The sequence below is a fragment of the Streptomyces sp. NPDC047028 genome (assembly GCF_040644095.1).
Classification (GTDB): domain Bacteria; phylum Actinomycetota; class Actinomycetes; order Streptomycetales; family Streptomycetaceae; genus Streptomyces.
In genome coordinates this window covers 16785-41551 of sequence record NZ_JBEYVS010000016.1, presented here as the reverse complement: position 1 = coordinate 41551, position 24767 = coordinate 16785, and the positions used below count along the sequence as shown (strand labels likewise).

The 24767-nt window shown below is 73.7% G+C and carries 19 protein-coding genes; 9 read left to right on the top strand and 10 right to left on the bottom strand.

Annotation, left to right across the window (positions count from 1 at the left end; genetic code table 11):
- Positions 1 to 49: 49 nt before the first annotated feature.
- Positions 50 to 1078: a serine/threonine-protein kinase gene (locus ABZ854_RS16405; RefSeq protein ID WP_361210510.1), complete on the top strand. Its 1029-nt coding sequence runs from the start codon at positions 50 to 52 to the stop codon at positions 1076 to 1078.
- On the opposite strand, the gene ABZ854_RS16400 is transcribed toward ABZ854_RS16405, so the two are convergent.
- Complete coding sequence (locus ABZ854_RS16400) at positions 1075 to 3870, bottom strand: SpoIIE family protein phosphatase (RefSeq protein WP_361210507.1); 2796 nt, start codon at positions 3868 to 3870, stop codon at positions 1075 to 1077. The genes ABZ854_RS16405 and ABZ854_RS16400 overlap by 4 nt on opposite strands.
- 321 nt (positions 3871 to 4191) lie before the next feature.
- On the opposite strand from ABZ854_RS16400, the gene ABZ854_RS16395 reads away from it, so the two are divergent.
- Together ABZ854_RS16395 and ABZ854_RS16390 are read left to right on the top strand one after the other, a co-directional pair.
- Positions 4192 to 4422 (top strand): helix-turn-helix transcriptional regulator, encoded by a 231-nt coding sequence (locus ABZ854_RS16395; RefSeq protein ID WP_361210504.1) that lies wholly within the window; start codon positions 4192 to 4194, stop codon positions 4420 to 4422.
- Between the two features lie 124 nt (positions 4423 to 4546).
- Complete coding sequence (locus tag ABZ854_RS16390) at positions 4547 to 5002, top strand: TerB family tellurite resistance protein (protein WP_361210501.1); 456 nt, start codon at positions 4547 to 4549, stop codon at positions 5000 to 5002.
- A gap of 232 nt (positions 5003 to 5234) precedes the next feature.
- Here ABZ854_RS16390 and ABZ854_RS16385 read toward each other — a convergent pair whose 3' ends face one another.
- The 5 genes from ABZ854_RS16385 to ABZ854_RS16365 form a co-directional block, all read right to left on the bottom strand.
- A complete protein-coding gene (locus ABZ854_RS16385; protein ID WP_361210498.1) occupies positions 5235 to 6194 on the bottom strand; it encodes an ABC transporter substrate-binding protein in 960 nt (319 codons plus the stop codon).
- 74 nt (positions 6195 to 6268) lie between these two features.
- On the bottom strand, positions 6269 to 6937 hold the full coding sequence (locus ABZ854_RS16380) for an ABC transporter permease (protein WP_361210494.1): 669 nt from the start codon (positions 6935 to 6937) through the stop codon (positions 6269 to 6271).
- On the bottom strand, positions 6934 to 7587 hold the full coding sequence (locus ABZ854_RS16375; RefSeq protein ID WP_361210491.1) for an ABC transporter permease subunit: 654 nt from the start codon (positions 7585 to 7587) through the stop codon (positions 6934 to 6936). Before ABZ854_RS16375 ends, ABZ854_RS16380 begins: the two co-directional genes overlap by 4 nt.
- The gene (locus tag ABZ854_RS16370; protein ID WP_361210488.1) at positions 7587 to 8756 is read right to left on the bottom strand and encodes an ABC transporter ATP-binding protein; all 1170 of its coding nucleotides are present in this window, start codon (positions 8754 to 8756) and stop codon (positions 7587 to 7589) included. The genes ABZ854_RS16375 and ABZ854_RS16370 overlap by 1 nt, the downstream gene beginning before the upstream one ends.
- A gap of 124 nt (positions 8757 to 8880) precedes the next feature.
- A complete protein-coding gene (locus tag ABZ854_RS16365) occupies positions 8881 to 12693 on the bottom strand; it encodes a right-handed parallel beta-helix repeat-containing protein (RefSeq protein ID WP_361210485.1) in 3813 nt (1270 codons plus the stop codon).
- Positions 12694 to 12858: 165 nt separating this feature from the next.
- Between ABZ854_RS16365 and ABZ854_RS16360 the strand changes: the two genes are divergently transcribed.
- The 3 genes from ABZ854_RS16360 to ABZ854_RS16350 all read left to right on the top strand — a co-directional run bounded on the left by ABZ854_RS16360 (position 12859) and on the right by ABZ854_RS16350 (position 17959).
- The gene (locus ABZ854_RS16360) at positions 12859 to 13164 is read left to right on the top strand and encodes a hypothetical protein (protein ID WP_361210483.1); all 306 of its coding nucleotides are present in this window, start codon (positions 12859 to 12861) and stop codon (positions 13162 to 13164) included.
- 10 nt (positions 13165 to 13174) lie between these two features.
- Complete coding sequence (locus tag ABZ854_RS16355; RefSeq protein ID WP_361210480.1) at positions 13175 to 14053, top strand: hypothetical protein; 879 nt, start codon at positions 13175 to 13177, stop codon at positions 14051 to 14053.
- A 228-nt stretch (positions 14054 to 14281) separates the two neighbouring features.
- Positions 14282 to 17959 (top strand): CHAT domain-containing protein, encoded by a 3678-nt coding sequence (locus ABZ854_RS16350; protein ID WP_361210477.1) that lies wholly within the window; start codon positions 14282 to 14284, stop codon positions 17957 to 17959.
- Positions 17960 to 18080: 121 nt separating this feature from the next.
- On the opposite strand, the gene msrB is transcribed toward ABZ854_RS16350, so the two are convergent.
- The 4 genes from msrB to ABZ854_RS16330 all read right to left on the bottom strand — a co-directional run bounded on the left by msrB (position 18081) and on the right by ABZ854_RS16330 (position 21599).
- Positions 18081 to 18488, bottom strand: coding sequence for a peptide-methionine (R)-S-oxide reductase MsrB (gene msrB, locus ABZ854_RS16345; RefSeq protein ID WP_361210474.1), 408 nt, complete (start codon positions 18486 to 18488; stop codon positions 18081 to 18083).
- A 13-nt stretch (positions 18489 to 18501) separates the two neighbouring features.
- Complete coding sequence (gene murC, locus ABZ854_RS16340) at positions 18502 to 19893, bottom strand: UDP-N-acetylmuramate--L-alanine ligase (protein WP_361210471.1); 1392 nt, start codon at positions 19891 to 19893, stop codon at positions 18502 to 18504.
- Positions 19894 to 20105: 212 nt separating this feature from the next.
- The gene (locus tag ABZ854_RS16335; RefSeq protein WP_361210469.1) at positions 20106 to 20579 is read right to left on the bottom strand and encodes an indole-3-glycerol phosphate synthase; all 474 of its coding nucleotides are present in this window, start codon (positions 20577 to 20579) and stop codon (positions 20106 to 20108) included.
- Between the two features lie 153 nt (positions 20580 to 20732).
- Positions 20733 to 21599, bottom strand: coding sequence for a pyrimidine reductase family protein (locus ABZ854_RS16330; protein WP_361210466.1), 867 nt, complete (start codon positions 21597 to 21599; stop codon positions 20733 to 20735).
- Positions 21600 to 21636: 37 nt separating this feature from the next.
- Here ABZ854_RS16330 and zapE point away from each other — a divergent pair, with 37 nt between their 5' ends.
- The 3 genes from zapE to ABZ854_RS16315 all read left to right on the top strand — a co-directional run bounded on the left by zapE (position 21637) and on the right by ABZ854_RS16315 (position 24689).
- On the top strand, positions 21637 to 22740 hold the full coding sequence (gene zapE / locus ABZ854_RS16325; protein WP_361210463.1) for a cell division protein ZapE: 1104 nt from the start codon (positions 21637 to 21639) through the stop codon (positions 22738 to 22740).
- A gap of 150 nt (positions 22741 to 22890) precedes the next feature.
- Positions 22891 to 23814 carry a slipin family protein gene (locus ABZ854_RS16320; RefSeq protein ID WP_361210460.1) on the top strand — a complete coding sequence of 308 codons (924 nt, stop codon included), beginning with the start codon at positions 22891 to 22893 and terminating at the stop codon, positions 23812 to 23814.
- Positions 23811 to 24689, top strand: coding sequence for a PPK2 family polyphosphate kinase (locus tag ABZ854_RS16315; RefSeq protein WP_361210457.1), 879 nt, complete (start codon positions 23811 to 23813; stop codon positions 24687 to 24689). Before ABZ854_RS16320 ends, ABZ854_RS16315 begins: the two co-directional genes overlap by 4 nt.
- Positions 24690 to 24767: the final 78 nt, after the last annotated feature.

The following is a 24767-nucleotide window of genomic DNA, read 5'->3' as shown; positions in this document are numbered from 1 at the left end:
CCTCCCCGCAGACCGGGACATCTCGCCCACCGCTGGATAGAATCTCCCCATGCGGGAGAGCGGGTCGTTCGATCTGGTCGGAACGCGGATCGCCGGCTACGAGGTGCAGCGCGAGCTGGGCCGGGGCGGCATGGCTGTCGTCTACTGCGCCCGTGACCTGCGACTGGAACGGACCGTGGCGCTGAAGCTGCTGGCCCCGGAGATGGCCCGCAACGACACCTTCCGCCGGCGCTTCACCCACGAGTCCCGGGTCGCCGCCGCGATCGACCACCCGCACATCGTGCCGATCTTCGAGGCCGGGGAGACGGACGGTGTGCTGTACATCGCGATGCGTTATGTGTCGGGCCTCGACCTGCGCGCCCTGCTCGACCGGGAAGGCGCGCTGCCGGTGGACACCGCGCTCCGGATCGCCGGCCAGGTCGCCTCGGCGCTCGACGCGGCGCACCAGCACGATCTGGTGCACCGGGACGTCAAACCGGGCAACATCCTGGTCGCGGAGGGCACCGACAGCGCCCACCCCGAGCACATCTACCTGACGGATTTCGGGCTGACGAAGAAATCCCTGTCGCTGACGGGGTTCACGACCGTCGGCGAGTTCGTCGGCACGCTGGACTACGTGGCTCCGGAACAGATCTCCGGCCGCCCCGTCGACGGCCGATGCGATCTGTACAGCCTGGCCTGCGTGGTCTTCGAGGTCCTCACCGGCGGGCCACCGTTCGTCCGCGACGAGGACATCGCGCTGCTGTGGGCGCACCAGTACGACAGTCCGCCCGCGGTGAGCGAGGTACGGCCGGGGCTGCCGCCGGCGCTGGACGACGTACTCGCGAGGGCGCTGGCCAAGGTGCCCGAGGACCGGTTCGACTCGTGCCTGGAGTTCGTGGGGGCGCTGCGGTCCGCCGTGGCGGGCGGTGCGGCGGGTGGCGACGTGGGCGGCCGGGCGGGCGCGGGGACGGCCGTATCGCCGCCGGCTCCGGACACGCCGTCCGACGCGCCGGACCCGCCGTCCGAGCCGGTGCCGATGCCGCCCGCCTGGGCCCATCCGGTCTTCGGTCCGGGCTTCGGCGTGCCCGCCGCCTAGCCCTTCGCGGTGAGGAACTGTTCCGCCCAGACGGTCTTACCCCTGGTGGTGTGCCGGGTCCCCCAGCGCTGGGCGAGCTGGCCGACCAGGAGGAGTCCGCGGCCGCCCTCGTCGAACGTCCGCGCGCGGCGCATGTGCGGCGCGGTGTTGCTGGAGTCGAAGACCTCGCAGGTCAGGGTGCGGTCGTCGTGGATGAGGCGGAGCCGGGCGGGCGGGCGGCCGTAGCGGATGGCGTTGGTGACGAGTTCGCTGACGACGAGTTCCGTGACGAAGGCCGCCTCGTCCAGCTGCCACGCGGCGAGCTGGTCGGTGGCCCGCTGCCGGGCCTCGGAGACGACCGCCGTGTCGAAGGGCAGCTCCCAGCTGGCGACGCGGTCGGCGTGCAGGGCGTGGGTGCGGGCGACGAGGAGGGCGATGTCGTCCTCGGGACGCCGGCTCAGCATGGAGGTCAGGACGCGGTCGCAGACGGTGTCCAGGCTCTGGGCGGGGCGGCCCAGCGCGGCGAACATCCGGTCCAGGGCCTCGTCGATGTCGTGGTCGCGGCCTTCGAGCAGGCCGTCCGTGTAGAGGGCGAGGAGGCTGCCCTCGGGCAGTTCCGTCTCGAAGGCCTCGAAGGGCAGTCCGCCCAGGCCCAGCGGGGGCCCGGCCGGGACGTCGAGGAGGCGGACGTCGCCGTCGGGGGTGACGACGGCGGGCGGGGGGTGGCCGGCCCGGGCGAGGGCGCACTGGCGGGAGACGGGGTCGTAGACGGCGTACAGGCAGGTCGTGCCGACCCCGCCGGCGGCCTCGGCGTCGGCGTCGGCCTCCACGGCGGACAGGTGGATGACGAGGTCGTCGAGGTGGCTGAGGAGTTCGTCGGGCGGCAGGTCGACGTCGGCGAGGGTGCGGACCGCCGTGCGTACCCGGCCCATGGTGGCGGAGGCGCGGATGCCGTGGCCGACGACGTCGCCGACGACGAGTGCGACGCGGGTGCCGGACAGCGGGATGACGTCGAACCAGTCCCCGCCGACGCCGGCCTGGCCGACGGCGGGGAGGTAGCGGGTGGCGAGGTCCACCGCTCCCTGTTCGGGCAGCGTCTGCGGCAGCAGACTGCGCTGGAGGGTCATCGTGGTGGTGTGCGAGCGCGGGGCGCGGTCGGTCTCGCGGACGCTCGTCGCCGCCTTGGCCGCGAGTTCGCCGGCCAGCCACAGATCGTCCGCGTCGAAGGGTTCCTGGCGTTCGTGCCGGGCGAAGACGGCGGTGCCCAGCGTGGTGCCGGCCGCCCGGACCGGCACGACCAGCAGGGAGTGGGTGCCGCCGTCCCGGATCCAGGCGGCCTGCGGGTCCTCCCGGGCCCACCGGGCGAGGGCCTCCTCGCCGCCCCCGTACAGCGCGCCCTGCCCCGTCGCCAGGCACCGGGCGGGCGGTGACCAGGCGGCACAGTGCAGGGTCTCGCCGGCCGGGCGCGGCGGGTGGGAGGCGTCGGGCCCCGTCCCCGCGGCGGCCCGCCTGAGCGTGACACCGGCGGTCGACCAGGCACCCGGGGGCTCGCCGTGCCGGGGGGTGTCCAGCAGATCCACCACACACGTGTCCGCGAACTCGGGCACGGCGACCTCGGCCAGCTCCTGCGCGGTCCGTCGAACGTCGGAGGTCGTACCGATCCCGGTCCCTGCGCGGCTCAACACCCGCATCCGCCGCCGTACGAGGGAGGCGGGGAGGAGGGCATCGGGGGGCGGGCCGCCGGGGGCAGGGCTTCCGGGAGCCGGGAACGCGGTGGCCGGGGGGACGTCGGCCGGGGGCCCGGCGACCGGCGAGGGCCCGCCGGCCTGCGAGGCGGGCGCCTGGGCCGCGGTGGGCGGGGAGCCAGTGCCCGTGGAAGGGGCAGCTGGGAAGTCCGGAGCCGAGGGCCGACCGGCCTGGGAGGCCCCGCCGGCCTGTGCAGCGGGCGCCGGGACCTCGGCGGCTGGGGAATCGGTGGCCAGGGCTGCGGGATCCGGGACTCCCGGAGCCGACGTGTCGGTGGGCGGGGACCCGGCCGCCCGGGGCCCCGGGGCCGTGGCGCCGGGACTCGCGGGCTCCTGGCTCTGGGGGGCCGCCGGGTGGGCGAGCACGCATACCGCGAGGACACGGCCGTCGGCGTCCTCCAGCGGGATCAGTTCGGCCGGCAGGCGCCGCGCGTCGCCGGTGTCCAGACACAGGGGTACGTCGGCGCGCGCGCCGTCCTGGAGCACGCGCCGCATCCGTGTCTCCGCGTCGTCGCTGGCCGGGTGGGGCACGAGGTCCGGCAGGCGCAGGCCGTACATCGCCTCGCGGGTGACGGAGAGGGCCCGCTCCAGGCCGGCGCTGGCCCGCACCAGCCGCAGGTCCCGGTCGAAGACGGCCAGTGCGCACGGGGCGCGGTCGAAGGCCCGCTCCCCCAGCTCCCGGCCGCCGTCGACGCGGCGCGGGCCCGTCACGGCGGACACGATCAGCCACTCGCCGCCGGTGCCGTCACGGGCGGGGCGGCGGTGCGCCAGGACGTGGCGCTCGACGAGCCGGTGACCGGCCCGGTGGCGGAGCGCCAGGGTGCCTCCCCAGCGCTCCCGCGCGGCGGCCTCCGGCCACGTCGGCGCAGGGGTGCCGGGGTCGGCGAGGAGCTGGGCGGCCGGCCGGCCGATGATCTCCGCCGGCGGATACCCCAGCAGCAGCCGGGCCCCGTCGCTCCAGCCCGTGACGACGCCCCGTTCGTCGACGGTGGCCGTGGCGGTGAAGGCGCCCGGGGGCACGGCGTGGGTCTGCGCCCGACCGCTGGGAGGGGTGGGGAGTCGCTCCATCGCCGCTCAACCTCCGACGAACCCGCCCTCCGACGAACCTGCACGGGCCGGTCCTCCCCCCAGCATGATCCTGGGGCCCACGGAGCACCAATCCGCCGAGCGGTCGCCCCGGGCTACCAGGTGGGGGGCCTGTGACGCGCCTGTGACGTTCGGCGGACGTGGCGATGACGTCGGGCGGTCACGGTATTGAAAGCGGACAAACTTCAGCTTTCGGACACGCCTCCCCCGGCGACCCGAGCGAAGCCGACCGACCGAGCCGACCCCGTCGTCGAACACCGAAGCCGACGAAGCCGACCCAGCCGATCTGCCAGAGGAACCCCCATGAGCCTCACCGTCACCACGCCGCACAGCGAAGCCGCCGCCCCCGAGCTGGCCCCGCGCGAGCGCGAGACCCTGAAGCACATCGCGGCCGGCTGCACCTACCTCCAGGCGGCCCGGAACATGGGACTGTCCCGGCACACGGTCGACGCCTACCTGCGCCGCATCCGCGCCAAGCTCGACATCAACACCACGGCCGAGCTGACCCGGCTGGCGATCTCCCTGGGCATGTGACGCCCGGCCCGGCCGGTACAGCCGTACGGGCCGGACAACGGGCTCCGCGTCACGGGAACTTGTACGCGGGGCCGGTAGTTCCCCTGATGCCGTCAGCAGTCGTTTGTGGAGACGAGGAGTTCGCATGGCCCTGTGGGACCGCGTCAAGGAGTCGGCATCGCAGATGCAGACCCAGTTGGTCGCGAAGAAGAACGACCTGAAGAGCGGTGCCTTCCGCGACGCCAGCATGGCGATGTGCGCCCTGGTGGCCGCCGCCGACGGCACGATCGACCCGGCGGAGCGCCAGCGGGTGGCCCAGCTCATCGGCACGAACGAGGTGCTGCAGAACTTCCCCGCGGACGACCTCAGGCGCCGCTTCGAGGACAACCTGAACAAGCTGACCACCGACTTCGCCTTCGGCAAGGTCAGCGTCCTTCAGGAGGTCGCCAAGGCGAAGAAGAAGCCCGCCGAGGCACGCGCCGTCGTCCAGATCGGCATCGTCATCGGCGGCGCGGACGGCGACTTCGACAAGACCGAACAGGCCGTCGTCCGCGAGGCCTGCTACACCCTCGACCTCCCACCCCACGAGTTCGACCTCTGAGGTGACGTCCTGAGTGAGCGAGGGGCTACGGCCTCTCGGACCGGAGTTGCCTCGCCCAGCAGCAGCGCGGTCAGGGCGGGCCAGCGCCAGGGGTACGGGGTGCGGGTGCGCGGGGGTGTGGTGGTCATGGGAGCCAGCGTCGGTGGGGGGTGCCGGGGGCTCCAGCCGCGCGGGGCCGGCTGCGGGATTGTTCCGCCGCAGCCGGCGTCCGTGCGGAAAACTCACACCGGGGTCAGTCCAGGCCCGCGGACTTCAGCCAAGCCTTGGCGACGTCCAGGGGGTCCTTCTTCTGGGTCTGGACCTGGGTGTCGAGGTCGAGCAGGGTGGCGGTGTCGAGCTTGGCCGAGACCGCGTCGAGGGCGGCGGCGCCCTTCTGGGGCAGCGCCTTCTTGTTGACGAGGGGCTGGACGTTCTCGAAGCCGAAGAGGTTCTTCGGGTCCCGCAGGACGACGAAGTTCTCCTTGGCGATGGTGGGGTCCGTGGTGAAGAGGTCCGCCACCTGGACGGCGTCTTGCTTCAGCGCCTCCTGGGTGAGCTTGCCGCCCGCGTCCAGCGCCTTGAAGGACTTGAAGTCCAGGCCGTACACGGACTTGAGGCCGACGAGCCCCTGGTGCCGGGTCTGGAACTCGGGAGAGCCGCCGAGCACCAGGTCCCCGGCGACGCCCTTCAGGTCCGCGATGGAGGACTTGGCGGTGAGGTGGTACTTCTTCGCGGTGGCCGCGTTCACCGTGACCGAGTCCTTGTTCTCGGCGGAGGAGGGCTTCAGCAGGCCCAGCTTGGCGTCCAGCTTGGCCTCGATGGCCGTCGTGGTCGCCTCGACCGTCTTCGGGGCCGCCTTGGGGTCGAGGTAGGCCAGCAGGGCCCCGTTGTACTCGGGGAGGACGGAGACCGCGCCGTTCTGGAGGAGGCCGTAGGTGGTCTCGCGGCTGCCGATGTTCGGCTTGTACGTGACCTTGATGCCCTTGGCCTTCAGGGCCTCGCCGTAGATGTCGGCGAGCAGGATGCTCTCGGCGAAGTTGTTGGAACCGACGACGACGCTGTCGCCGCTCGCCTTGCCGCCCGTCAGGGGGTTGTCTGCCTTGTCGTCGGAGGAACCGCAGCCCGCCAGCAGGGCCGTGGCCGCCGCGAGGGCGACCACCGCCGCGCCTCGGTTCCTCCGGATGGTCCTGCTGGTGCGCTTGTTTGAAGTCACGTGTTGATCCAATCCAGCCGGTTCTCCATCAGTCAAGGGAGGACCCCCTTCGCAATGGATTCTTGATACGACGGTCAACTGCCGCGCCGCACACCGGGCGAGACCGCGGCGCGGGCCACCGCCCAGAACACCGCGAGCGTGGCCAGGGCGAGCGCGGCGACCAGCGTGGCGCCGCCGACGACCTTCTCGTAGTCCTTCTGGTAGAGGCCGTCGATGATGTACCGGCCGAGCCCGCCGAAACTGACGTACGCGGCGATGGTGGCCGTGGAGACGATCTGGATCGCCGCCGTGCGCAGGCCGCTCAGCACCAGGGGCAGCGCGACCGGGAGTTCGACCTGGAGAAGCACCCGGGGCTCGGACATGCCCATGCCGCGGGCGGCGTCCACCGGGGAGGGGTCGACGGAGCGGACGGCCTCGTAGGTGGGCACCAGGATCGGCGGCACGGCGAGCGCGACCAGGGGGACCATCACCGGCGTCAGCCCGAACCCGAACCAGGTGACCATCAGCAGCAGCAGGCCGAAGGTGGGCAGGGCGCGGGCGGCGGTGGCGATGAGGGCGAGGGCGTTGCCGCCACGGCCGTAGTGTCCGGTGACGAGTCCGACGGGCAGCCCGATGCCGGCCGCGATCGCGAGGGCCTCCAGGGAGTACAGGATGTGTTCGGTGACGCGGGCGGGGATGCCGTCCTCGCCGTGCCAGTGCGCGCCGTCGCTGAAGAACGCCTGGACGAAGTGGAGTACGTTCACCGGGTCGCCCCCTTCCGCGGCATCCAGGGGGTCAGCAGCAGCCGTACCAGCACGAGCAGGGCGTCGACGGCGATCGCCAGGACCGCCGTGGTCAGCACGGAGTTCACGGCGAGTTCGGGCCGGTGGTACTTCTGCGCGTCGTCGAGCAGGTTGCCGAGCGCGCCCTGGTTGCCGATCAGCATGCCGACGCTGACGAGCGAGATGCTGGAGACGGCCGCCACCCTGAGGCCCGCGACGATCGCGGGAACGGCGATGGGCAACTGCACCTGGAGATAGCGGCGCACGGGTCCGAGGCCCATGGCGGTGGCGGCGGCGAGGGTCTCCTGCGGGACCGAGCGGACGCCGTCCACGATCGCGGGGACCAGCACCACCAGGCTGTACACCGCCAGCGGGATCATCACGGTCGTCTCGGTCAGGCCGGTGTAGTCGATGAGGACGACGAAGAAGGCCAGGGACGGGATGGCGTAGAGCACGGTGGTCACGCCGAACACGGGCGCGTACAGCCAGCGGAACCGCACGCACAGCTGGCCCACGGGCAGGGCCACCAGCAGTCCGGCCAGCACGGGCAGCAGGGCCTCGCGCAGATGCAGACCGATGAGGCCGGGGTAGCCGTGCTGGAGGTCGCTCGGGATGTCGAAGAAGCCGTTCATCACCGTGCCGCCTCGGCCGTATCGGTGTCCGCCTCGGCCGTATCGGTTTCCGGCTCGGCAGCCGCAGGCCCCGCTTCGGCGGTGTGCGCGGCCCGGATCGCCTCGCCGATCGTCTGCTGCGACACGACCCCGAGGGCCCGTCCCTCGGCGTCCACTGCGACGGCCCAGCCGGTCGGGGAGAGCACGGCCCCGTCGAGCGCGGTGCGCAGCGAGTCGGTGCCGGGCACGAAGGGGCGGCCGTACGGCAGGAGCCGGCCGGGGTCCGGGGTGTCCGCGGTGAGGTCGTCCGGTGTGCCCCAGCCGAGCGGCCGGCCGTCGGCGTCGGTCGCCAGGAGGTAGGGGGTGTCCCCGGCCGTGCTCCGGCCACCGCCCGCCCCGGGGCCGGCCAGCGGTTCGGTCCGCAGTTCCAACCCGTCGGACGGGAAGAACGACAGCCGCCGGATGCCCCGGTCCGCGCCGAGGAAGTCCTCGACGAAGGGGTCGGCGGGCGCGCTGAGGAGTTCGGCGGGCGGTGCGAACTGGGCGAGCCGGCCGCCGGTGCGCAGCACGGCGACCATGGTGCCGAGCTTGATGGCCTCGTCGATGTCGTGGGTGACGAAGACGATGGTCTTGCCGAGTTCGCCCTGGAGGCGCAGGAGTTCGTCCTGCAGGCCCTTGCGGACCACCGGGTCGACCGCCGAGAACGGCTCGTCCATCAGCAGCACAGGCGGGTCGGCGGCGAGCGCCCGCGCCACGCCGACGCGCTGCTGCTGGCCGCCCGAGAGCTGGTAGGGGTAGCGCTTGGCGAGCGCGGTGTCGAGTCCGACCCGTTCCATCAGTTCGGCGGCCCGCGCCCGCGCCTTCTGCCGGCTCCAGCCGAGCAGGCGGGGCACGGTGGCGATGTTGTCGACGATGGTGCGGTGCTGGAAGAGGCCGGCGTTCTGGATGACGTAACCCATGGACCGGCGCAGGGTGTTGACCGGCTGCTGCCGGATGTCGGCGCCGTCGAGGAGGATGCTGCCCTCGGTGGGCTCCACCATGCGGTTGATCATGCGCAGCGTCGTCGTCTTGCCGCAGCCGGAGGGACCGACGAGCACGGTGATCGAGCGGTCCGGGATGTCCAGCGAGAGCCGGTCGACCGCCACCGTGCCGTCCGGGTACCGCTTCGTGACTGACTCTATCCGTATCAAAACGCCGAATGCCCTTCGGTTTGGCAGGTTTCTGCCCGCTTCGGCCACGGTGTGCGGTGGCCCGGCCGTTGCGGGAAGAGTCTAGACGGCGTGTGTTTCAGCAGCTCCGCGCGCTTGCCGACTGCTAAGGCAGGTCGTCCGTCCGCAGCACCAGCAGCTCCTGGTGGCCGGGCCGTTCCACGTCCGCGAGCCGTACCGCCATCCGCTCCACCATCCCCTCGAACAGGGTGCGCGCGTCCCGCCCGTTGGCGGGTTCCGAGGCGTGGGCCCGCGCCCGGAACCGGGCCAGGAGCAGTTCGTCGACACCGGCGTCCAGCTCGAATCCGTGCCGGCGCACCAGGTGCCGTACGATCCGCACCAGTTCGTCCGGGGTGTACGGCCGGAAGGACACGGTCCGGGAGAACCGGGACGCCAGCCCCGGGTTGGCGGCGAGGAACTCGTCCATCTCCGCCGGATAGCCGGCCGCGATCACCACGACGTCGTCCCGGTGGTCCTCCATCAGCTTGGTCAGCTCGTCGATGGCCTCCTGCCCGAGGTCGTGGTTCACGCCGAAGCGCCGGGCGAGGCTGTAGGCCTCGTCGATGAAGAGGACCCCGCCGCGGGCGCTGTCGAAGACGGCTCGGGTCTTCAGCGCGGTCGCGCCCAGGTACTGGCCGACCAGGTCGCTGCGGTGCGCCTCGACGAGCCTGCCGTCCGCCAGGAGGCCCAGATCGGCGAGGATGCGGCCGTAGAGGCGGCCCACGGTGGTCTTGCCGGTGCCGGGCGGTCCGGAGAACACCAGGTGGCGGCTGCCGGGCGGCGCGGGCAGCCCGGCGTCGCGGCGCAGGCCGGTCAGCCGGAGCAGGTCCACCTGGGTGCGGACCTGGTGCTTCGCCTCCTCCAGTCCGATCAGCGCGTCGAGTTCGGCCCGCGGGTCCGCGGGGCCGTCGTCCTCCGGGGGCGGCGACTGGTCGGTGGTGACGGCGGCACGGCGCAGGGTGCCCTCGCCGGTGACCGCCGCGCCGTGGCTGCCGGTGATCCGGCTGTCGGTGATACGGCCCCGGGTGGTGGCGTCGGTGTGCAGTCCGTCGCGTTCGCTGTCGGTGAGGGCGCTGTCGCGGACGTCGAACTGGCTGTTGTTCTCGGCGAGGAGGCCGTGCCCGCCGGACCCGGTCACGGTCAGCTCCTCGGCGGTGAGTGAGGCGCTGTCCAGGAGGTGGACGCCGTGCCGTCCAGCCCGTTCCACGGTGCACCGGCGGGCGGTGAGGGAGGCCGTGTCGCGGACGAAGAGGCCGTCGGCGACGGCATCGGCGACCTGGACGTCCCGGGCGGTGAGCCGCGCGGACCCGGTCAGTACGAGTCCGTAGTCGCCCAGGTCCCGCAGCCGCGCGCCGGTGAGGTCGCCGGCCGAGCCGCTGTCGGAGCCGTACACCCCGTACTTGCACCGCTCGGCGCGCAGTTCGGTGACCTCGACGGTGCCGTTCTTGCACAGCCGGACCGCCGACTCGGTCAGGGCCCGGGCGTCCAGACCGGTGACGACGGCATGCCCGTTCTCCACGAGCACTCCGGTGCGGGCCCCGTCGACCCGGCAGCCGTCGGCGCGCAGGCTGCCCCGCTGGTCGACGTGGAGGGCTGTGTTGGACAGGTGGGTGAAGGAGCAGTCCGTCACCCGGCCGACGGCGTCCTCGGTGACATGGACGGCGGTGTTGCGGCAGCTGTCGAAGACGCAGTCCGTGAGGGCCGGGTCGGCGCCGCCGGAGATGAGCGCGCCCGCGTTCGCGCCGGTCACGCGGGCGCGGGTGACGGTTCCGTGGCCCTGCTCGCGGAAGACGAGGGCGGTGCCGGGGAGGTCCTGGAACCGGCAGTCGCGCACCTCGGCGGACGCGTGCGCCGTGACGAGGACGCCCTGGCCGCCGGTGCCGGTGAACACGCAGTCGGTGACCCCGGCGTGGCTGCCGGCGCCGGTGACGTGGACGGCGGCGGCCCGGGCGCCGGCGAAGGAGCATCCGATCGCCTCGGCGCGGCCGCCTTCGGTCACGCGGAGGGCGTCCTCGGCGGCCTCCGCGAACCGGGTGCCGACGAAGGCCGCCCGGCCACCGCTCAACGTGACCGCTCCCACGGCGAGTTCGCCGCCGGTCACGGTGACCTCGGCGTCCTTCCCGGCGGTCAGCACGGCCGCGCCGGGCCGTCCTTCGAGCCGGCAGTCGCGCAGGACGAACCGACCGGCACCGGCGCCGACGGCCGCCTTGCCGCCCGCGACGACGGTCAGGCCGGTCAGCACGGCGCTGCCGGTGGCGGTGACCGTGGTCTCCCCGGACCTCTCGACCACCACCGTGCCCGGGCCGTGGACCGCGCGGATCTCCACATCGCCCTTGAGGACGAGGGGGTCGCGGTACCGGCCGGGCTCGACCAGCACGCACACGGGTCCCTCGCCGCCGTGCGCGCGCAGCGCCGCCGCGATCGTGCGGTGCCCCCGGGTCCCGGAGCGGCCGACCCGCAGCACCCGCACCTCCCCGACGGCGGCCGTACGGGACGCGGGTGGCGGGGCCGACGGGTCCGGGGGCGGTGGTACGGCGCCGAGGGCGGGGGCGGCCCAGTGGCGCACGCCCTCGCTACCGCCGGCCGGGCCGGTGACGCGGGCGCCGTACGCGGCGAGGGTGTAGGCGAGTTGCTCGGGATGCACCGACAGGCCGTGCGGTTCGCCGAGGGGGCCCGCCAGCACGGGCACGACCTCCAGGGGGCCCCCGGGGACCGCCCGGAAGCAGCCCCGCAGCGGTTCCACGACGGGCGGCGGGTACGGCGGCGCCGGCGGCACGCGCTGGACGGTGCCGTCGGCCGCCGCCTGGAAGCCGGAGGCGGGCGCGGCGTCGAGCCGGTGGACGAGCAGGGTCCAACGGGGCCTCAGCTCCCCCGCGGGGCCGGGCGGCGACCCGATCTCCAGGGAGGCCGCCTCGGCCCAGGTCAGCGCGCGTTCGTCGGCGCCGACGCGCAGCCGCAGGCCCTCGGTGTCCAGGTACAGCGCGCAGCGGCGGCCGAGCAGCCGGTCGAGTGCGGTGAGCGCCGGCAGGACGACGGCCGGGGCGGCGAGCGCGCTGCCGACGTACACCCAGTGCAGGCCGGCGCCCGGCCGGACGCCGCTGTGCCACAGGTAGCCCCAGCAGCACAGCAGCCAGACGGCGACGGACAGCCCCCGGGCGCGGCGGGCGGCCCGTGCCGCGAACGGGGACCGCAGCCGGCCCGGGACCCGGTGGCCGGACTCCCCGTCCGGGGGCAGTCCGGTACGGCGCCACCGGGGACCGGCGTGGGTGTCGAGCGCGGTGTCCAGGGCGGCCGGGTCGGCGTCCAGCACGCGCAGGTCGATGGTGAGGCCCCGCCAGTGCGGGTCCCAACGGGGCGTCAGCCGGAACGGGGACAGGGCGGCAGAGAGCGGGGCGCGCCGGGGCCGGCGCCGGCCGTCCTGGGTCGCGGTGCGGATGAGCAATTGATCCGGGAACCGGTGGTCCGTGCGCGACAGGCGCCGGCCGGCCGCCGGTACCACGCAGATCACGTCGATCTCCGCCCAGTGCAGCGTGGTCCGGCGCAGCGGGCCGCGCCACTGGAGGCCGGACGCGTCGACGACGAGCGCGAACGGCAGCAGGGAGGTCAGCAGGAGCCGCACGCCGGCCAGCGTCAGGACGGCGGCGCCGGCGGCGCTCACGGCGAGCACGGGCCACGGCGAGCGCGCCGCGCGGGCGCCGTCGGCGGACAGACAGCAGACCAGGGCGGCGACGCCGGAACCGGACGCGGCCCACAGCCGGTTCCGCACGGTGTGCAGATCGCGGCGGAAGGACGCGCGGGTGGCGCGGGGCGCGCGCAGGCGTTGAGGCGCGTCCGCCGTACGTACGGCGTCTGTCGTTCCTGCGGTGTCCGCCGTCTCTGCGGCGTCCGCCGGGTCCCCGGTGCCGAGCCGGACGTCCACGCGTACCCCCGTCCGCTGTTCCTGGGATCAAGCGTAGAGGATCCGACTACCATGGGTGATGTGTCGTCATCTGAGGCCCGAGATATACAACTTGCCTTGCTCTGCGCCCAGTTGCCCCGACTGCGGCAGATCAGCCGGGGGCCGGTGGGGGCGGCGAGACGCCCGTTGATCGACCGTGCGCTGCGGGCCGCGAGAGCCGGTGAGCCGGTCGAGGAGTATCTGACCGAGCTGGGCCTGCTGAACCGGCCTCCGGTTCCGGAGCCGGACCAGGCCGGGAGGTGGATCCCGGCCGGCGGACTGCCCCGGACGACCCTGCCGACGGCCGTCGCGGACGACGGTCCGCACGCGCTGTCCGGTGAGCACGTCTGCCCGCGCGGGGCGTGCTCCCGGCGGGAGCGGCGGCGGGTGGGCGATCAACTGCCGGTGTGCGAGGTGTTCGACGTGGCGCTGCGCTTCGAAGCCGAGAGCTGAGCGGGCCGGCATGCTGACGGGGCTCGCCACGGACGTCGGCCGGAGGCTGGCCGAGCGCTGGGCGGCGGCCGTGGTGCTGCCGGGCCTCGTGTTCACCGCGCTGGCGGCGGCCGGGGCGACGCTTGGCCAGCGGCACTGGTCGGACCTGGACCTGCTGCGGCACCGGCTGCGGGCGCTGACCGCCGACGGTTCCGGGTCCACGCGTACGGCGGTGCTTCTGCTCGGGGTACTGGCCGCGTCCTTCGCGTCCGGGCTGCTGGCCGAGGCGCTGAAGGAGCCGTACGAGGGTGCTCTGATGGGGAGTTGGCCCGGACCGCTGGGCCGCGTGGCGGGCGCGCTCACCGAGCGGCGGCGCCGGCTGTGGGACGCCCGTGATCGCGCCTGCCGCGAGGCGCGGGAGGCCGGTGAGCTGGGCCCGTTGGAGGCCGCGCGCAACGACGTCGCGCTGGTCCGTCCACAGTGCCCGACCTGGGCCGGGGACCGGCTGCGCGCCCCGGCCGCGCGGATCCGGCTGGAGTACCGGCTGGAACTGGCCGAAGCATGGCCCCGGTTGTGGCTACTGCTGCCCGACTCCACGCGGCAGCCGCTCACCGAGTCACGGCGGCGGCTGGACGAGGCGATGCGGCTGGGTGGGTGGGCGGTGCTGTATCTGCTGCTGGGCGCGGTGTGGTGGCCGGGCGCGGCCGCCGGGGCGGGCGCGGCGCTGGTCGCCTGGCGGCGGGGGCGGGAACGGGCGGAGGAGTACGCGGAGTTGGTGGAGTCTGCGGTGGACGTCCACCTGCCGGAGCTGTACGAGCGCTTCGACGAGGAGAGCCGGCCGGTGCGGGCCGGGCTCGGACCCGCCGTCACCGAACGCTTCCGGAAGGGGGCGGGGGCGCGGCGCGGATGAGGGGAGTCCGGGCCGCCGTGTTGTAGGTGCGGGTGCGTGGTGGCTTGGCGCGCAGTTCCCCGCGCCCCTTGGGGAGTTGCTGTGCGGCGGGATTTCGGGCTGAGCGGGTCGAGGTTGGCCGTGGGCGGGTGCGGGTGCGTCGGGGCTGATCGCGCAGTTCCCCGCGTCCCTTGGGGAGTTGCTGTGCTGTGAGTTGGCGGGCGGGGTCGGTGAAGGCGGGTGGGGTGGATGGGTGAGCGGGAGCGGTTGTTGGGGGTTGTGCGGGGGCTGGTGGACGGGGTGGGGGGTGTGGAGGGGGCCGCGGCGTTGCACAGTGAGGAGGCTCGGGGTGAGATCGAGGCTCTGGTGGGTTACCTGGTGGGGCGGGCGCCGGACGGGTCCTACGGTGTCGATCAGGAGGTGGCGTACACGCTCGGCGTGGCGTGGCTGCTGCGGGCCGACGACCGGCGTGAGGCGCCGACGGCCGAACAGGAGGCCCGGCAGGGGCTGTTGCTGCTCGCGCCCTTCCACTGCCACCTGCCCGGTACGCCGGACGTGCTGCCGCCGCCGCTGCGGGCCGCGCTCGACGGGTGGCTGGGCCCCGGCGGCCGGCGGCCCGACGACCCGGCGGCGATCGTCCAGGAGCACGCGGCGTCCCTGGTCAACATGGCGCTGCTCCTGCTGGAGCTGGGCGCCGGGCGGGGCCGCCCCGAGCCGCTGGAGGCGGCGGCCACGCTGACCCGGCAGGCGTTGCCGTATCTGTCGCCCGAGGGGCACGATCGCGCGCTGGCCCTGTGCAACCTCGGGTACGCGCTGCTCCTGGGCAGCGTGCACGTGCCGGACGGGGAGCCGCGGCTCTCCGAGGCCGTCGACGTGCTGCGCACCGCCCTCGACGGCACTCCCCCGGACCACCCCAACCGCGCGCGCTGCACCCACGGGCTCGGTCTGGCGCTGCTCGCGTGGGCCGTCGAGCGTGAGGACCGTGCGCCGCTGCCCGAGGCGATCGACCTCCTGCGCGCGGCGGCCCGGGACGGGAATCCGGCCGACGACAACGTGGCCCAGATGTACTCCGACCTCGGGCACGCGCTCACCGCGTACGCCGTCACCGCCGACGACGCCGAGGAGGTCGGCCCCGAGGTGCGCGAGGAGGCGGTCACGGCGCTGCGCCGCTCCCTGGACCTCACCGGGGACGGGGACACCGAGGCCCAGCGCGAGCGCCTGGACCGGCTCGCCGGCGCCGCGCTGATCGGCGTGCACGACGTCGACCGGACCCCGGCCGCCGAGCGGGCCCGGGAGGCCGTCGCGACGTTACGGCGGCTGCTCGGCCTCACCCCGGAGGGTGATCCGGCGCGAGCCGACGTCCTGCTGCGGCTGGCGGCGAGTCTGATCACCGCCCAGGAGCCGCAGGAGGCCATCGACCTGCTGGCGGACGCCGGCCCGGTGTTCGCCGGGGACGCCGAGCGGACCGCGCGCGCGGAGACGCTGCTGAGGCGCGCGGCCGTCCTGAAGGGGGAGCTGGCGTCCCGTTCGGACCTCACACCCGGGCAGCGGGAGGACTGGGAGGCGATCGACGCGTTCCTGCGGCCCGTGCTCACCGGTGAGGGGGGCGGCGACCACCCCATCGCGGCGGTGATGGCCCTGCTCGGCATGGGCCCGCAGGAGGGCGGCAGCCGCAGTCACGAGCTGATGGAGTTCGGCAGCCTCGTCCTCGGCTATCCCGAACAGATCTCCCTGGAGGAGGTGTACGGCAAGGGCCTCGAGATGCTGGCACGGCGCATCGGCCGGCTGCCCGAGGAGAAACGCGGGAACGCTCTCGCCAGGCTCCTGCACGGCGGCGACGAGCCGGCCGACCCGGTGCCTCAGGGGCCCGCCGACCTCACCGGCGTCGAGGAACTCATCGGCGTGCACGAGCGGTTGATGGCCGGCCTCGCACCGGACACGCGTGAGTACCGGCTTCTCAAGAGCGGCCGGTCCATGCTGACCGTGCTGAAGGTCATGCACGAGTCGATGGACGAGACGGAGGACCAGCGGGTCCGTCTCGGCAGGATGCGCGCGTCGCTGCCGCTGCTGCGGGAGATGTTCGAGGAACTCCCGAAGAGCATGGAGGAGTTGGGCATCAGCCCGGAACTGTTCGCCGGGCACACCGCGCTGATCTTCGCCCAGGAGTCGCCGTTCGACCAGTTGCAGGCGCTGGAGGAGGGCGTCCGCGCGGCCCGGCGCACGCTGGACCGGCTCCCGCAGGGTTCACCGGAGTACGGCGGTTCCCGCACGGCCCTGGCCATCTCCCTGTTCACCCGGCACCAACTGTGGTCCGAGGAAGCGGACTTCACCGAGGCCGAGGCCATCGCCCGCGAGCTGACCGCGGCCGGGGAGCCCGACCTGCGCACGGTCATGCTGCTGGCGCGCTGGACGTCGGCCGTGCAGCACCGGGTCCAGCGCGGCCGGCTGCTCGGCGGTGGGCCGGCCGGCGCCGGCCGGTCCCCCAGCCTGGTCACCCGGCTGGCCTCCGAGGGTGCCGCGAAGGCGCTCGACGAGGACGATCCGGTGGAGGCCCTGGAAACCCTGGAGGACGGCCGGGCGCACCTGCTGTCCGCCGCGCTGAACGCCCGCCGCGAGCTGGGCGAACTGCACGGCGCCGACGCCGCTCTGCACGCCCGGCTGCGCTCGGCGCTGGACCGGATCCGGGAGCTGCGCCGGGGTGCGGAGCCGGGCCGCTGGCCCACCCCGGAGGAGATGGCGGAGCAGCGCGCGGTCACCGAGGAGGCGGCCCGCTTGATCACCGAGCTCCAGCGGCGGCCGGGGTTCCAGCGGTTCCTGACCCCGCTGCCGCTCGGCCTGGACGACCTGCGGCCGGCCGCCGCGGAGGGGCCGGTGGTCAGCGTCAACGTGCACCCCCGCCGCTGCGACGCGCTGGTCCTGGACGGGAGCGGGCTGCTGCGGACGGTACGGCTGCCCCGGCTGTACGCCTCGGACCTGGTGGCGCAGGCCGAGTCGTTCCGGCTGGCGGTGCAGGTGCTGACGGCGGGGCCGTACGACCCGCTGTTCGAGGAGGCGCGGGAGATCTTCACGGGCACCCTGGGCTGGCTGTGGGACGTGCTGGCCGAACCGGTCCTGGACGCCCTGGAGTTGACCGGCCCGCCGGAGCCGGGGGCGCCCTGGCCGCGGCTGTGGTGGTCGCCGTCCGGGGTGCTCAACGCCTTCCCGCTGCACGCGGCCGGTCATCACGGCGCCGGCACGGGCATGGCCGTACTGGACCGGGTGGCGTCGTCCTACACGCCGACGCTGCGTGCCCTGCTGTTCAGCCGGGCGCGGCGGCGCGCGGAGCCCGGCCGGCGCGGGGTGCTGGCGGTGGCCATGCCGGAGACGCCGGGGCAGGCTCCGCTGGCCCGGACCGTCGCGGAGGCCACCGGGGCGGCCACGGCGGGCGGCGGTGTGCCGCTGATCGGCGCGGCGGCCACGCGCGAGGCGGTGCGTACGGCGGTGCTGGACGCGGCGGTCGTGCACTTCGCCTGCCATGCCGGCGGTGACCCGGAGGACGCGGCGGCCGGCCGGCTGCTGCTCGCCGACGGGGACCTGCGGATCGCCGACATCGCCGACCTGCGCCTGGAGGCGGCCGAGCTGGCCTACCTGTCGGCCTGCGGCACAGCCCGGGGCAGTGCGGCCCCGGCCCTGGCCGACGAGGTCATCCACCTCGCCTCCGCGTTCCAGCTGGCCGGCTACACCCAGTCGGTGGCCACCCTGTGGGAGGTCGGCGACGCGTTCGCCGCGGACGCGGCCGCCGCCTTCCACCACACCCTGGCCCCGTCCCTCCCGGACCCGGCCCCTCTCCCCGCGGCCCTGGCCCTCCACGAAACGGTCCGCTCCCTGCGCGCCGCGGACCCGGACCGCCCGTGGACCTGGTCGGCCCTGGTCCACGCAGGCGCATGAAGCGCCCTTCAAGGGGCGCGGGGAACTGCGTGAAGGGGGGCAAGGGGGCGCAGACCCCCAGGAACGGGCAGGGAAGGGGCGGCGGGGGCGAAAAAAGCCCGGCGAGAAGCCCCAGGGACGCTCAGCCCTCGTCCGCCGCCAGCCGCAGCGAGATGCTGTTGATGCAGTACCGCTGATCCGTCGGCGTCGGATACCCCTCACCATCGAACACATGACCGAGATGCGACCCGCATCGCGCACACCGCACCTCGGTCCGCACCATCCCGTGCGACCGGTCCTCGATCAGCTCGACCGCGTCGGTGTCCTTCGGGTCGTAGAACGACGGCCAGCCGCAGTGCGATGCGAACTTGGTGTCCGAGGTGAACAGTTCGGCACCGCAGGCGCGGCACGAGTAGACGCCCTTGGTCTTGGTGTCCGTGTACTCCCCGACGAAGGCCGGCTCGGTTCCGGCCTCGCGCAGGACGGCGTACTCGGCCGGGGTCAGCTCCGCGCGCCACTGCCCGTCCGGCTTCTCGACGTCGTACGCCATGTGTCTCAGCCCCTCAGCTCTGCGTCAGGCGGTCCAGGATCTTCGGACCGAGGTCGGTCACGTCGCCCGCACCCATGGTGAGAACGAGATCACCGGCCTTCGCCATTCCCGCGATCAGGCCGGGGACGGCCGCCTTGTCGTGGACGGGGGTGACGTCGGCGCCGGCGGTGCGCGCGGCGTCGACGATCAGCTCGCTGGTGACGCCCGGGATCGGGTCCTCGCGGGCCGGGTAGATGTCGAGGACGGCGGAGGCGTCGGCGAGTGCCAGGGACTGCCCCATCTCGGTGCCCAGCTCCTGGGTGCGGGAGAACAGGTGGGGCTGGAAGACGACCAGGATGCGGGCGTCGCCGGCGGCGGCCCGCATGGCCTCCAGGTCGGCGGTCATCTCCGTGGGGTGGTGGGCGTAGGAGTCGACGACCTGGACGCCGGCCGCCTCGCCCTTGAGCTGGAGGCGCCGCTTGACGCCGGTGTAGGCGGCGAGGGCGGGCGCCAGCTCGGCGGCCGGGATGCCGAGGGCCGCACCGGCGGCGAGCGCGGCGACGGCGTTGAGGGCGTAGTGCCGGCCGGGGACGGAGACGCCGAAGGTCAGCTCCTGCCCGTCGAGGACCGCGGTCACCCGGCTCCGCAGCCCCTCCGGGACGATCGCCAGGACCCGTACGTCGGCGTCCTCGGCCTCGCCGTACGTCACCGTCCGCACCGTGCCGGACAGGCGCCGGGTCAGCTCGCGGGCGCCCTCGTGGTCGGCGGAGATCACCAGGGTGCCGCCGGGCACGATCTTCTGGGCGAAAGTCTCGAAGGACTCGTAGATCTCGTCCATCGAGGCGTAGTTGGCGTGGTGGTCCAGCTCGACGTTGAGGACGATGGCGACCTCGGGGTCGTACGTGTGGAAGCTGCGGTCCGATTCGTCGGCCTCGGCGACGAAGATGTCGCCCGCGCCGTGCAGCGCGTTGGAGCCGGGGGCGTCCAGGTCGCCGCCGATGGCGTACGACGGCTCACGGCCCAGTTCGGTGAGGGAGACCGCCAGCATGGAGGTGGTGGTGGTCTTGCCGTGGGTGCCGGCCACGGCGATCGGGCGCAGGCCGGTCATCAGGGCGGCCAGCGCGTCCGCGCGGTGCACCACGGGGATGCCCAGCTCGGCGGCGCGGACCAGTTCGGGGTTGTCCGCGCGGATCGCCGACGACACGACGACACAGCTCGCGTCGTCGGCGAGGTGCCCGGCGGCGTGACCGATGTGGACGGTCACGCCGAGGGTGCGCAGGGCCTCGGCGGTCGCGGAGTCCTTGGCGTCACTGCCCGCGACCTTGGCCCCGCGCTGCGCGAGGATCTTGGCGATGCCCGACATCCCGGCGCCGCCGATGCCGATGAAGTGCGGTCGGTCCATGGCGGCAGGAAGGCCGGATACCATACGTCTCTCCCAGAATCACGACAACGAGCTGAAGCGGGTCCTAGCCTATGCGCTCACCCACAGGCCGCGTGGCAAGGGAATCCCCGCCCACCAGGCATCAACGACGCGGAGACCCACCTAGGGGCGCGGGGAACTGCGCGACAAGCCACAACGCACCCGCGCACAACCACGCACCGCACCCAAACGGCGCCCCCGGCCCAGCCAGCGCAGCGCTACACCTTGCTGTGCGAGAAAAGCTTCAGCACCGGCACCCCGACTCTGTGCCGCGCCCGGGACGCCCAGTCGCGATGGAAGAACTCCTCCACATAGTGCGGGTCGGTCAGAACGATCACCTCGTCCGCGCCGACCTCCGCGACCAGCGCCTTCAGCGCGTCCAGCGGGTGGTCCTCCACGAGCCGTCCGTCGGCGCGGCCGCCGGCGCTCCGCAGGGCCTGGACGGACACCTCCAGGGCCCGTTGCCCGACGCCCTTGGCCTCCTCGCCCTCGGGGGTGTCGCCCTCGCGGACGGCGTCGTCGAGTTCGCCGAGCGCGATGTCGTCGATGGCGCGCAGCAGGCGGTCCGCCTGGTCGCCGCGCGGCTGGAGGAGCACATGGAAGGAGACCGGCTCCTCGCCGTGCAAGGTGCTGACGAACTCCACGTCGGCGGACGTCAGGGCCTTCTCGATCATCAGAACGCTTGTGAACACCAGCCGCCTCTTCTCCTGCGAGGACCGGTCGGGCCCTCTGTACCTCCGGGGGCCGGGCAGGCCCTGGGGAAACCATCCTTCCCCGTGATCGCACGGGTAGTGCCGGTCTCATTTTGCCCAGCGAACCGAACGGAACGATCTATTCCGCTTATTTCAGGGCCGACGGTACCGACCGAACAGAAATCCGTCCTCCTCCAGCAGGGACAGCAGTTCGAAGCGGCGGGGGACGGTGACGGACGGCCCGCCGGCGATGCGCTGCGCGTCCCCGGCGGTGAGCATCGGCGCCGTGGTCAGGCACAGCTCGTCGAGCACCTCGGCGGCGACCAGCTGGCCGAGCAGGCGGGGGCCGCCCTCGGTGAGCAGCCTGGTGTGGCCCCGTTCGGCGAGGGCCCGCACGGCGCGGGCGGGTTCGACGCCCATGCCCTCACCGGCGACGAGGACCACGGCACCGGCCCGCTCGGCGGCGGCCACGCGGTCCGGGGCCGCGGCGGCGCCGGTCAGGATCAGGGTGGGCACGAGCGGCGAGGTGAACAGGGGCAGCGAGAAGTCCAGCTCCAGGCTCGCCGTGACGACGGCGACGGCCGGGGCCGGTCCCTGGCCGGCGGCCTTGCGGGCGGCGGCGAACTCGGCGCGATCGCGGGCCGGGCGGTAGCCCTCCTGCCGTACCGTTTCCGCGCCCACGACGACGACGTCCGCGAGCGCCCGCAGCGTGCCGAAGACCCGCATGTCGGCCGCGCTGGAGATGGGGTGCGAGCGGCCCTCGTGCTGGGCGGCGCCGTCGAGCGTCGACACCATGTTGGCCCGCAGCCAGGCCCGCGGCTCCCCCGGCGCGGTCTCGGGGTAGGCGTAGGCGGCGGCCAGCTCGGCGAGCGTCCACTCCCGCGGCACGAGCGCGTCGCTTCCGACGGGGCCGCCGACACTCGGCGCGCCGCTCCCCGCGGGCCCGCCGGCCCCGGGTCCCGCGCCCTCCTCGGGGGTCTCGGTCGGTGTCTGGTCGGTCACAGGGAACAGGCGTCGCATGTCGTGCAGTCTGACACGGCGCTTACCATGGATAACCGTGTCTTCCTCCCCCGCCGCTCCCGGAGCCGGCCCGCTGACCGAAGCGGGCCCGCTCTCCCTGTGCGCCCGTGAGCCGCACGTGCCCGCCGACCGGCTGGTCGCCGAGATGGTGCCGCCACCGCGTTTCGACTCGGTCCGGTTCGCCACGTACATCCCGGACCCGGACCAGCCGAGCCAGACGGAGGCCGTCCGGGTGCTGGAGGGCTTCGCGGCCGGGCTCGGCGGGGCGCACGCGTCCGGCGCCGGCAGGCGCGGGTTCCTCGGGTTCGGCCGGTCCAGGGCTCCGAAGACCCCGGCCGGACCGCGCGGCGTGTACCTGGACGGCGGCTACGGCGTCGGCAAGACCCACCTCCTCGCCTCCCTCTGGCACGCCACCCCCGCCGAACCCGCCCGCAAGGCGTTCGGCACGTTCGTGGAGCTGACCAACCTGGTCGGCGCCCTCGGCTTCCAGAAGACCGTGCAGACGCTGTCCGGTCACAGCCTGCTGTGCATCGACGAGTTCGAGCTGGACGACCCCGGCGACACCGTGCTCGTCTCCACCCTGCTCGGCAAGCTGGTCGACGCGGGTGTCGCACTGGCCGCCACCTCCAACACGCTCCCGGGCAAGCTGGGCGAGGGCCGCTTCGCCGCCGCCGACTTCCTGCGCGAGATACAGGGCCTGTCCGCGCACTTCCGCCCGCTGCGCATCGACGGCGAGGACTACCGCCACCGCGGGCTGCCCGAGGCGCCGGCGCCGTTCGGCGACGAGGAGGTGACCAAGGCGGCGTACGCGACCGACGGCTCCAGCCTGGACGACTTCCCGCACCTGCTGGACCACCTGGCCAAGGTGCACCCGAGCCGGTACGGCGCCCTCACCGACGGACTCACGGCGGTCTGCCTCACCGATGTGCGGCCGGTGCCGGACCAGTCGACGGCACTGCGGCTCGTGGTCCTCGCGGACCGGCTCTACGACCGCGAGGTCCCGGTGCTGGCCTCGGGACTGCCGTTCGACCGGCTGTTCAGCGAGGAGATGCTGAACGGCGGCTACCGCAAGAAGTACTACCGGGCGATATCCCGCCTCACCGCCCTCGCCCGCGACGCCAAGCCGCTCGTCGCCGCGTAGCCCACCGCACGCCCCTCTCCGCACACCGCTCTCCGCCGCCTTACCGCTGCCTTACGCCGCACGCCCCCGTCACCCGGTCCGTGGCTTCTGCCGCAGGCCGGGCATATCGTTGCAGCAACAGACAAAGCGGGCCTCTTCGAGGAGGTCGTCATGGTCCAGGAGCTGGTGGGAGCCATCGCGGCGGCCGGTTCGATCGGCGTGGTCTACCTGGCGATGGCCGCACGGGTGGTCAAGCAGTACGAACAGGGCGTGCTGTTCCGGCTGGGCCGCGTCACGGGCGGTGTACGGTCGCCGGGCCTCACGCTGGTGGTCCCGTTCGTCGACCGGCTGCACAAGGTGAACATGCAGATCGTGACGATGCCGATCCCCGCCCAGGAGGGCATCACCCGCGACAACGTGACCGTGCGGGTGGACGCGGTCGTCTACTTCCGGGTGATCGATGCGACGAACGCGCTGCTCAAGGTCGAGGACTACAAGTTCGCGGTCTCGCAGATGGCACAGACCTCGCTGCGCTCCATCATCGGCAAGAGCGACCTGGACGACCTGCTGTCCAACCGGGAGCAGCTCAACCAGGGGCTGGAGCTGATGATCGACAGCCCGGCCGTCGGCTGGGGCGTCCAGGTCGACCGGGTCGAGATCAAGGACGTGTCCCTGCCCGACACCATGAAACGGTCCATGGCCCGCCAGGCGGAGGCCGACCGGGAGCGCCGGGCCCGGATCATCAACGCCGACGCCGAACTTCAGGCCTCCAAGAAGCTCGCCGAGGCCGCCCAGCAGATGTCCGACACACCGGCCGCGCTCCAGCTCCGCCTGCTGCAGACCGTGATGGCCGTGTCCGCCGAGCGGAACTCCACCCTGGTCCTGCCCATTCCGGTGGAACTGCTGCGCTTCCTGGAGCGCGGTTCGCAGCCGGCGCCGAACGTGCCCACGACGGGCGGGGACGTGCGGCACTCCGTCCAGGCCGCTGACGACCTGCCGGCCGCGCCGAACGGGCCCACCTCGGCGAACGGGCCCGCCGCTCCGAACGGGCACGGGCCGCAGCCCGCACCGAACGGCGAACCGGGGCGCCCGTGACGGGGAAAGGCGCGAAGAAGGGCGCCACGGACCTGGACGTGCGGAGCGCGCTGCGCCTCCCGGCCGGCGAGCCGGTCGACCTGGCCGCGTACGACGCCCGGGCCACTCCCGGTGCCCCGCCCGGCGGCAAGAGGGCCGCGCGGGCCGCCGCCGCGCACACGGGCGAGCGCCTCGCCGAACTGCAGGAGCGGCTGTGGGCGGCGGGCACCGCGGGCGACCGGCGCCGGGTGCTGCTGGTACTGCAGGGCATGGACACCAGCGGCAAGGGCGGCACGGTCAAGCACGTCATCGGCCGGCTCAACCCCTCCGGCTGCCGCATCAAGGCCTTCACGGCACCCACCGAGGAGGAGCGGCGGCACGACTTCCTGCGGCGGGTGCGCCGCGCGCTCCCCAAGGCCGGTGAGATCGGCATCTTCGACCGCTCGCACTACGAGGACGTCCTCATCGCCCGCGTCCGCGCCCTCGCCCCGCCCGCCGAGATCGAGAGCCGCTACGGCCGTATCGACGACTTCGAGCGCTCCCTCGCCGAGAACGGCGTGACCCTGGTCAAGTGCTTCCTGCACCTGTCGTACGAGGAGCAGCGGCGACGCCTGCTGCGCCGGCTGGACCGTCCCGACAAGCACTGGAAGTTCACGGCCGGCGACATCGACGACCGGGCCCTGTGGCCCGCCTACCAGCAGGCCTACGAGACCGCCCTGGAGCGCTGCGCGGCCCCGCACGCGCCCTGGTACCTGGTGCCGGCCGACCGCAAGTGGTACCGCAACTGGGCGGTCGGCCGCCTGCTGCTGGAACACCTGGAGGACCTCGACCCACGCTATCCGAAGGCGGACTTCGACGTGGCCGCGTGCCGCGAGCGGCTGCTGGCGGAGGACTGATCCCGCAGGCTCCTCCCACCCCGCCGCGCGGGTGAGCGCGACGCCGCGCCGTAGTTCATATCACTCCATAACCAGACA

Excerpts from the sequence above, each read along its gene's own strand:
- ABZ854_RS16405 (WP_361210510.1), top strand. The coding sequence starts at position 50 with ATGCGGGAGAGCGGGTCGTTCGATCTGGTCGGAACGCGGATCGCCGGC.
- ABZ854_RS16400 (WP_361210507.1), bottom strand. The coding sequence starts at position 3,870 with ATGGAGCGACTCCCCACCCCTCCCAGCGGTCGGGCGCAGACCCACGCC.
- ABZ854_RS16395 (WP_361210504.1), top strand. The coding sequence starts at position 4,192 with ATGAGCCTCACCGTCACCACGCCGCACAGCGAAGCCGCCGCCCCCGAG.
- ABZ854_RS16390 (WP_361210501.1), top strand. The coding sequence starts at position 4,547 with ATGGCCCTGTGGGACCGCGTCAAGGAGTCGGCATCGCAGATGCAGACC.
- ABZ854_RS16375 (WP_361210491.1), bottom strand. The coding sequence starts at position 7,587 with ATGAACGGCTTCTTCGACATCCCGAGCGACCTCCAGCACGGCTACCCC.
- ABZ854_RS16355 (WP_361210480.1), top strand. The coding sequence starts at position 13,175 with ATGCTGACGGGGCTCGCCACGGACGTCGGCCGGAGGCTGGCCGAGCGC.
- ABZ854_RS16350 (WP_361210477.1), top strand. The coding sequence starts at position 14,282 with ATGGGTGAGCGGGAGCGGTTGTTGGGGGTTGTGCGGGGGCTGGTGGAC.
- msrB (WP_361210474.1), bottom strand. The coding sequence starts at position 18,488 with ATGGCGTACGACGTCGAGAAGCCGGACGGGCAGTGGCGCGCGGAGCTG.
- murC (WP_361210471.1), bottom strand. The coding sequence starts at position 19,893 with ATGGTATCCGGCCTTCCTGCCGCCATGGACCGACCGCACTTCATCGGC.
- ABZ854_RS16330 (WP_361210466.1), bottom strand. The coding sequence starts at position 21,599 with ATGCGACGCCTGTTCCCTGTGACCGACCAGACACCGACCGAGACCCCC.
- ABZ854_RS16320 (WP_361210460.1), top strand. The coding sequence starts at position 22,891 with ATGGTCCAGGAGCTGGTGGGAGCCATCGCGGCGGCCGGTTCGATCGGC.